Annotated in this window: 9 protein-coding genes; 4 read left to right on the forward strand and 5 right to left on the reverse strand. The window is 36.2% G+C overall.

From position 1 onward, the window contains the following. Nucleotides 1-58 precede the first annotated feature (58 nt). On the reverse strand, nt 59-1,042 hold the full coding sequence (gene pdhA / locus IHO40_RS04840; RefSeq protein ID WP_225537024.1) for a pyruvate dehydrogenase (acetyl-transferring) E1 component subunit alpha: 984 nt from the start codon (nt 1,040-1,042) through the stop codon (nt 59-61). A 54-nt stretch (nt 1,043-1,096) separates the two neighbouring features. Here pdhA and hemJ point away from each other — a divergent pair, with 54 nt between their 5' ends. The 3 genes from hemJ (at nt 1,097) to dxr (ending at nt 3,383) form a co-directional block, all read left to right on the forward strand. Then, a complete protein-coding gene (hemJ, locus tag IHO40_RS04845) occupies nt 1,097-1,528 on the forward strand; it encodes a protoporphyrinogen oxidase HemJ (protein WP_225537018.1) in 432 nt (143 codons plus the stop codon). A 112-nt stretch (nt 1,529-1,640) separates the two neighbouring features. Beyond that, nucleotides 1,641-2,144 carry a hypothetical protein gene (locus IHO40_RS04850; protein WP_225537019.1) on the forward strand — a complete coding sequence of 168 codons (504 nt, stop codon included), beginning with the start codon at nt 1,641-1,643 and terminating at the stop codon, nt 2,142-2,144. A gap of 60 nt (nt 2,145-2,204) precedes the next feature. Further along, on the forward strand, nt 2,205-3,383 hold the full coding sequence (dxr, locus tag IHO40_RS04855; protein WP_225537020.1) for a 1-deoxy-D-xylulose-5-phosphate reductoisomerase: 1,179 nt from the start codon (nt 2,205-2,207) through the stop codon (nt 3,381-3,383). On the opposite strand, the gene pstB is transcribed toward dxr, so the two are convergent. From pstB to IHO40_RS04875, 4 genes are all read right to left on the reverse strand, one after another. Then, nucleotides 3,380-4,138 carry a phosphate ABC transporter ATP-binding protein PstB gene (gene pstB, locus IHO40_RS04860; RefSeq protein WP_225537021.1) on the reverse strand — a complete coding sequence of 253 codons (759 nt, stop codon included), beginning with the start codon at nt 4,136-4,138 and terminating at the stop codon, nt 3,380-3,382. The genes dxr and pstB overlap by 4 nt on opposite strands. Beyond that, nucleotides 4,135-4,929: a 4-hydroxy-tetrahydrodipicolinate reductase gene (gene dapB, locus IHO40_RS04865; protein ID WP_225537022.1), complete on the reverse strand. Its 795-nt coding sequence runs from the start codon at nt 4,927-4,929 to the stop codon at nt 4,135-4,137. The genes pstB and dapB overlap by 4 nt, the downstream gene beginning before the upstream one ends. Nucleotides 4,930-5,022: 93 nt before the next feature. Next, entirely contained in the window at nt 5,023-5,187 is a 165-nt protein-coding gene (locus tag IHO40_RS04870) for a winged helix-turn-helix transcriptional regulator (protein WP_225537025.1), read from the reverse strand. Nucleotides 5,188-6,996: 1,809 nt separating this feature from the next. Next, nucleotides 6,997-7,146 carry a hypothetical protein gene (locus IHO40_RS04875; RefSeq protein WP_225537023.1) on the reverse strand — a complete coding sequence of 50 codons (150 nt, stop codon included), beginning with the start codon at nt 7,144-7,146 and terminating at the stop codon, nt 6,997-6,999. A gap of 334 nt (nt 7,147-7,480) precedes the next feature. Between IHO40_RS04875 and IHO40_RS05880 the strand changes: the two genes are divergently transcribed. Next, entirely contained in the window at nt 7,481-7,612 is a 132-nt protein-coding gene (locus IHO40_RS05880) for a hypothetical protein (protein WP_255586007.1), read from the forward strand. Nucleotides 7,613-7,706 lie beyond the last annotated feature (94 nt).

Consider the following 7,706-nt stretch of genomic DNA (forward strand, 5'->3'; position numbering starts at 1 on the left):
TAATAGCTTCAATACTATGATAAGGAAACCGGAGGAATCTTTAAGTAGTTTTTTACAGTTAACGGTTGACAGACTTGTAAATATCAGTATATAACTCATCAACACTTGGTTCTTTGCTATTTTTGGCAAAATCTCCTGACTTTTTCACTAAATCGCGCACTTCTTTGTCGGTTGCTTTGCATTCTTCCTCTGAAGCAATCTTATTATCTACCATGTACTTCTTCAAAGTGCTTATAGGATCGTGGTTTTGCTTCACATCTTCAACTTCTTCTTTTGAACGATAAGTCGCAGGATCTGACATCGAATGACCGCGATATCGATATGTCTTCGTTTCAAGCAGGATAGGCCCTTTTCCACTACGCACATACTTAGCTGCCTCACTTGCCTCCTCATAAACAGAGAAGAAATCCATTCCATCAACTTGCTTTCCAGGAATGCCAAAACCCTTTCCTTTCCTATATAACTCAGTTACTAAAGTCGATCTTTTTACAGAAGTACCCATTGCGTACCCATTATTTTCTATAATATAAACTACAGGTAACTTCCATAAAGCTGCCATATTAAACGATTCATACACTTGTCCTTGGTTTGCAGCACCGTCGCCAAAATACGTGAATACTACATTGTCTTTTTTCTTATATTTATTAGCAAATGCTATCCCCGTGCCAATTGGAACTTGTGCACCCACTATTCCATGTCCACCGAAGAAATTTTTTTCAATATCAAATATATGCATTGAACCACCTTTGCCTTTTGAGCATCCCACTTCTTTACCAGCCAGTTCTGCCATTACAACGTTTGGATCAGAGCCACATGCCAGCATTAAACCGTGGTCTCTATAACTTGTGATAAAAGCATCACCGGACTTTGATGCAGCTTGCACCCCAACTGCAACTGCCTCTTGTCCAATCGATAGGTGACAGAATCCGCATATTAAACCCATTCCATACAATTGTCCTGCTTTTTCCTCAAATCTGCGTATGAGTAGCATTTTTCTGTAGAATCCAATCACCTGTTTTTTAGTGAAATTTTTCGCTTTCATATCTATTTCTTTTTCATTAAACTCAGACAATATCAGAAATTTTAACGTTTTGTAATGGATTATTACCACTGGCTTGAAGCTTTTCACGTTATCTCTGTCATAATGTGGATGGCAGGTATGCTCTATTTACCGAGGCTTTACGTTTACCATGCAGCTGTAAAACCAGGATCAGAAAACGATGGCTTACTTCAAATAATGGAGAAAAGACTTCTAAGATTTATTATAAACCCTGCAATGCTCTTTTCGCTTGGTTTTGGCATCACATTAATGGTTATGAGAGAGGCATATCGCGAAGGGTGGTTTCACATAAAAGTACTGGCATTATTCTTTATGTTTGTTGTTCATGGATTACTTGCAAAGTACAGGAAAAACTTTGCAATGGGTTTAAATAGGAAAAATCACGTTTATTTCCGTATTTTAAATGAAGTCGTTACAGTATTGATAATAATTACAATTGTTGCGGTTATCGTAAAACCGTTTCACTAGTCTCATCAATAAGCGCTTAAAAGCGTGTTACCGTTCATAAAATGGTAGCCCTATTGATATTTTTCAATATTTGTGGTAAAATATAAGTAGTTTTAGGTTTAGAATAAAGTTTATGACTGAAGCTCAAGGTCCAAATATTGCAGAGTGGCAAGCCCAACAACAACATCAAGAACACCAAGAAGAAAAGAGTGGCTTTGGTCTTGGTCATAGTGACTCTGTTGCAACAATTGTAGATGGAATGAAATGGCTGTTCAACTTTCACGAAGGAGCAATTCCTGCTTACTGTAACGTGTTTGAAGGTTTGATAAATGGTAGTAGCTTAGTAACGTTGTTCGGTAAATCAGGTAATATGTTTGGCATAAAATTTCTTGAAAGCCTTGCAGAACATTTTTCAGGTGGTGGAGGTGGGGAAGATATGCTATCGGAAGGGATGGGTATGAGTCACGTTGATGGGGGACCTCATCCTGGCGATTATCCCCATGCTAACAACGAAATTGCTCACAGCGCTGAAGGTTTACACGACATGCATGATGCAGGTGATCACCATGGTCAGTCTTTTTCGCCCGGTCCTTCACCATCTGTTGGCGATGACCATGGACATGAACTTAGTAGTTAAGTCCAGAAACTGCCAAATGAAAATAGGTTTAGCTCGTTCGATTAACATGAGTGCGTTTTAGTGAAGAAGGTCTCAGTTTTAGGGTCAACAGGAAGTATCGGAAAAAAGACTATAGATTTGCTACTGAAGAAAAAAGAAGAATACCAGGTAGAAGTACTCAGTGCCCATTCGAATTTTGCTCTACTAGCGTATCAAGCAAAACTGCTAAATGCAAAATACGTTGCTATCTCTGATGAAAGGTTTTATAAAGATTTAAAAGAAAGTCTACTTGATACAAACATCAAAATAGAAGCTGGTACTGAAGGTCTAGCGAATGTTGCTTCTTTGCCCGTTGATCTCTCAGTTGTTGCAATAGTTGGCATTGCAGGTCTTGAACCAGTCATGCAGGTTATAGAGAGTAGTACCAAAATCATTGCACTAGCAAACAAAGAAAGCATTGTTTGTGGTGGGAAATTACTACTTAAGAAAGCTAAAGAGAAAAACGTACAGGTAATTCCTGTTGACTCTGAACACAACGCAATTTTTCAAGTTTTGCAAAGTGACGATAAATGCGTAGAAAAGATTATACTCACTGCTTCTGGTGGACCATTTCTAAATTGTAGCCTTGAGCAATTAAGAAATGTTGCGGCAAACCAGGCACTAAGTCACCCTACTTGGAATATGGGAAAGAAAATCTCGGTTGATAGTGCAACAATGATGAATAAAGCGCTAGAGATAATAGAAGCACATAATTTGTTTAACATTAACCCAAATAGAATTGAGGTAGTAGTGCACCCTGAATCGACAATACATGGAGTTGTAGTCTACAAGGATGGTTTTAACTTTGCTGTTCTTGCAGAGGCTGATATGGCAATTCCCATCTCATATGCTCTTTCTTGGCCAAAAAGGTCAGCTTTAAATCGTAAATTAGATTTAACAAAGCAAAAAAAATTGACTTTTCAGGAACCTGATCATAGAAGCTTTCCCGCGCTAAAGCTTAGCATGGAAGTGCTGAATTCTTCTGCTCCACAAACAAGTAGTATTGTTTTCAATGCTGCAAATGAAATAGCTGTTAGTAAATTTTTGAAGTCACAAATCAGTTTTTTAGAGATAGTAAAGGTGGTGAAGTCAACGGTAGAAAGTTTTGATGGTTATCCTGATGTTAACTCGCTATCTGATATAATAAATATCGATTTTGAAAGCCGTGTTATTGCCAACGAGGCTATTGAGAGTAAAGTTCTTGTGCATAGCGGAATTTAATGATCCAGAATATACTCTCTTGTTAAGGGGGATTGAGCATCTTTGAATATTTCTTGAACACTTCCAGATTCAACAATCTTGCCATTACAAAAGAAAATTATGCTATCAGACAGCTTCTTAGCTTGTTTCATCGAATGAGTTATCATAATTATGGTAAATCTTAATTTTAGTTCTTGTATAAGATTTTCGATTGCATTGGTTGCTATTGGATCAAGAGCAGAGCATGGTTCATCCATTAACAAAATAGTTGGTTTCACTGCAATTGCGCGAGCAATGCACAATCTCTGTTGTTGTCCACCAGATAAATCCAATGCGCTGTCCTGCAATCTATCTTTCAACTCTCTCCATAAACCGACCTTAGTTAAACTATTTTCCACCATTTCGTCTAATTTTTGCCTATTCTTCACCATGCCATGCAATTTGGGTCCATAAGCAACGTTATCATATATTGACTTTGGAAAAGGGTTTGGCTTTTGAAATACCATGCCAACTTTTGCTCTAAGTAGCACAACATCCATATCACGTGAATATATATTACCTAGCCCATTGATAACCAACTCACCAACAGCTTTGCATCCTGGTACATAATCATTCATGCGATTAAAACAGCGCAAAAAGGTTGATTTACCACACCCAGATGGCCCGATAAAAGTAGTAACTTTTCTTTTATAAATATCCAAATTTATATCGAATAAAACTTGCTTAGAGCCATACCAGAGATTTAAATTTTTAACAGAGGCACGTGTATCGTTCATATCACATCCTGCATTGAATAGAGTCCTGGTGCTCCTTTTTTATTTTTATATAGCCATATTGCTGCTTGGATAGCCCCTTTAGCAAACGCTGTGCGATCAATTGTTTTGTGGTTTAATTCTATCCGTTCATCGGAATTGATAAACATTACGCTGTGATCTCCTACCACCCCACCTCCACGAGATACTGCAAATCCTATTTTTCCCTTTTCTCTTATTTTTAAATAACTATGAAAATACTGACTGAGTCGAAAATCTCTTTCTGAAGCGCTAGCAACTGCTTTACCAAGTTCTATAGCTGTTCCAGATGGCAAATCTTTTTTTAAGTTATGGTGCATTTCCCAAATCTCAGCGTCATATTCGTTACCTAGAAGCTCAGCAGCTTTTTTTACCAACTTCAATAATACATTAACTCCAACGCTCATATTTGCCGACCATAATATCGGAATCTCAGCAGCATATTTTTTTAAATCGATACTTTCTATTCCAGTTGTACCACTAACCAGCGGTATTTTAAACTTTACAGCCGCTTTAAGGCAGTCTAACACACATTCTTTAGTTGTAAAATCTATTACAACGTCAGATGACTCAAATGCGTCACTAATAGAACTTGTAACTTTGATTCCTAAATTGAAGCTGTGGCCTATAATTGGTCCTATATCTAGGCCTACGTATTTACTATCTGCACGGGCAACAGCACCTGCTATCTCTACTTTGGTATTTGTGGTCAATTCACTAAGTATTTTTTTGCCCATTCTGCCTAAGCAGCCTATTACTCCAATTCTGATTTTCATAAAGCTTCTTATGTTATATTAGGCTTTTTTTGAAACTTTGTCATTCTAGTAAACATAGCTTAGACCTCTCTACAGTTCAAATGAATATATATCTTATTGAGCCACATACCAAGTTGCTTTGCCTTTTCCATGCTGAGTGACGTAATTATCCTTTACAAGATTAGATACATGCTTCTTTAAGGTACTTCGGTTTGCTTTAGTAATATTTTCTAAATCCTTCATTGTAAGACGTCCGTGTTTGCTAAGTAAAATTAATATTTAGCCGAAAGTGGTGGGAAACGGAGATTTAACATTTTTTCACGTGACACCTTTTGATCAAGACAAGATTTTTTCTTTTGCAGTGATCTTAAGAAAAACATAAGCAATGGACTGAAGTCATAGTTGCCAGTCTTTAAAGACTGTTGAGTGCGACACAAAGCTAAGTAATAACTTTCCTTGTTACTTTCAATTGCAGTCTCAAGAGAACTGTAAGGTACGTATGTATATCCTAACTTTAGCAACAAGAAAGTTGTAAGAATATGTGATAGTTTTCCATTTCCACCTCGAAAGGAATGGATAGATAGCTAAAAAAGTTACTATAAAGATACCAATAATTAATAGAGGGTGTAACGATTTCACTTCTAATTGCTGGCTAGTCCAATAGATAAGTTCTTGCATCTGTATCACTATTTTGAATGAAGAAGATGTTTCAAAAATTATGCCTAAGCTTTTTCCAGATTCATCAAACGCTTCAACATGGTTGGGAAATTTCTTATATTCTTCCATACGCCTTTGATCTTTATGTGAAAATTGTAAAAGTCAGATATGAAACTATTTTATAACGTTTTCTGTAAATGACATATTTTCAAAATTTTGAAATACTTCTTTACGTACAATGTATATTGTGCTATCTCTTGTCCATTCCGAGAACAAAATGAGTATGTATCAAGCTTGGATAGTAATTGTTTCAACTTTACGATCTGATAGTTTTGCTCCCTTAATACGGGTAGAAGAACCGATACTTTCAATTGTTACAATTTCCTTGAGCATTTGTAAACGCTCTGGAGCTAAATTACCAAATAATTGCCATTCTCCCTTAAATTCATTAATTTCAGCATTTCAGATGCTATTACAATTTTTTGAAATGTCAAACATATCCACATTTTTATCCAATTACGTCCGAAAATACCCTATTAGTAAATCATAAACTAGAAGAGCATACTAGAGAGTGAGTTTCATTAGGCGTGAGAGGCTATTTTATGTTAAAGTTAATGTTTTGACGAAATTGTAAGAAAAACTACTAAGTTCCAGTGTTAACCACTTACATAACACCATTTTAGCTTCAATATTTGTATATTAGCCATGCCCCTAAACGGACACACTAAGAGAGTATATATAAAGCATGCTCACGCTTATATTTCTGTAGAGCAAAAAATTTTAGTTGGACAAGTGATTAGGATCAAATTGGCGACCCACAACTGACGCTCTACCAACTGAGTCACGCCCGCAAAGTACAAAATTTCTGATACATCAGCACAGGGAGTGTAAAATTTTTAACATGCCAGCACAAAAAGTTAATTGACTATTTAAGTAGATTCTTTTACTTCAAACCGTATATAGTTTTATTATATGTAAAATCTTGTGGCTTCTAATAAATTCAGCATACGCGTTTATTGGTGGTGTGGTGCTTAACCTTATGCCTTATGTTTTTCCTGTTCTTTCTCTAAAAGCAGCAGCAATAATCAATGGCCCTAGCAACTCATTTAAACCAGAACTAAATGTCAATAGCCTATGCTCTTGGAGTATTGACTAGCATGTTGATATTGTCATTAATGCTATTAACATTACGTAACATAGGTCGTACAGTGGACTGGAGTTTTCATACATAATCTCCTGTTTTTGTACTAATATTACTATATGTAATGTTTGCAATAGGCTTATGTTTCTTTGGCTTGTTTTGACATTCCTCTCATCTTTTCTCGTTCAGATGAAGCTAATGGTAGTTTTTTCAGTGGAACGCTTTTACTCTGGTTGTAGTTCCCTGCATTACACCTTTTTTATGGCACCTGCCATAGGTTTTGCCTTTATTCAGTCATCAATACTTACTTTTATTAGTACTTTCTTATTTCTTGGCTTAGGTATTGCACTTCCATACTTCATTGTATCATTTCTTCCTAACACACTTGAATCTTTACCAAAACCTACATGAGTGGACGGCAGCATTGAAGCATTTCCCACTCTCCTCTATATCTTTTCCATTATTTAGCTGTTTTGGATGTTGACCAAAGAGGTCAACACAGTACCTATATTAACTGGGCTTTTAAGCTTTGCATTTAGCATATGGATATGGATTTTAACAACGGTATAAAGTCACCTATTAGACCCGTTATTTCTAGATTATTCTTCCGTTTAATCTATTACCGTTCATCTTACCCAAGGCAGTGCAAAAAGTCACCTTTCAGAGAAATTCACAAACCTAGAAAATATATTTCTCTCAAATGATGAAATACTTTTATTCATGTTTTTACTATTACGGTAACTATATTGGACTTTTTACATAGTTCTAGAGCTGATGCCAATTCCCACTATACAGAAAGTGAATAGACAACAGTGGAAAAAAGTTATAACGTCGTCCAATAGGGAAAAAAAACTACTTGACAACTTTTGCCATTACCTTTATCGTGGTGCTGGAGCTGTTGTTTAGCTTCAGTTCATACGGATTAAACAACAAAAAAACTCAATATACTTGGCGTACTGTTGTTTAATTTTTTGCACTATGTGCACCTCATGCCTTTATA

It is taken from the genome of Wolbachia endosymbiont of Mansonella ozzardi (assembly GCF_020278625.1).
Classification (GTDB): domain Bacteria; phylum Pseudomonadota; class Alphaproteobacteria; order Rickettsiales; family Anaplasmataceae; genus Wolbachia.